The sequence below is a fragment of the Rhizobium sp. MHM7A genome (assembly GCF_005862215.1).
Classification (GTDB): domain Bacteria; phylum Pseudomonadota; class Alphaproteobacteria; order Rhizobiales; family Rhizobiaceae; genus Rhizobium; species Rhizobium bangladeshense.
In genome coordinates, this window is the sequence record NZ_VCHT01000093.1 from 1 (window position 1) to 332 (window position 332).

Annotated in this window: 1 pseudogene; it reads left to right on the forward strand. The window is 60.5% G+C overall.

What is annotated here, in order from left to right:
• A pseudogene (locus tag FFR93_RS40560) lies at positions 1–332 on the forward strand (calcium-binding protein); the annotation flags it as partial.

A 332-nucleotide genomic window follows, 5' to 3' on the forward strand; every position in this document is an offset into this window, starting at 1 on the left:
GAGGGGATCGACACGGTTCGCACGAACCTGAGTGCCCACACATTGGCTGCCAATGTCGAGAACCTCACCTACATCGGGACGGCAGCCTTTACCGGGGCAGGGAATCTGCTCGACAACGTCATCACAGGTGGTGTCGCCGCCGACAAGCTTATAGGCGCTGCGGGCAACGACACACTGATCGGCGGGGCTGGTTCCGACACGATGTTGGGCGGGATTGGCGACGACATCTATGTGGTCGATATCGCGACCGACGTGGTGATCGAGAATGCCAACGAGGGGACGGACACGGTCCGGACGGCGCTTGCCAGCTATATGCTCGGCAACAATGTCGA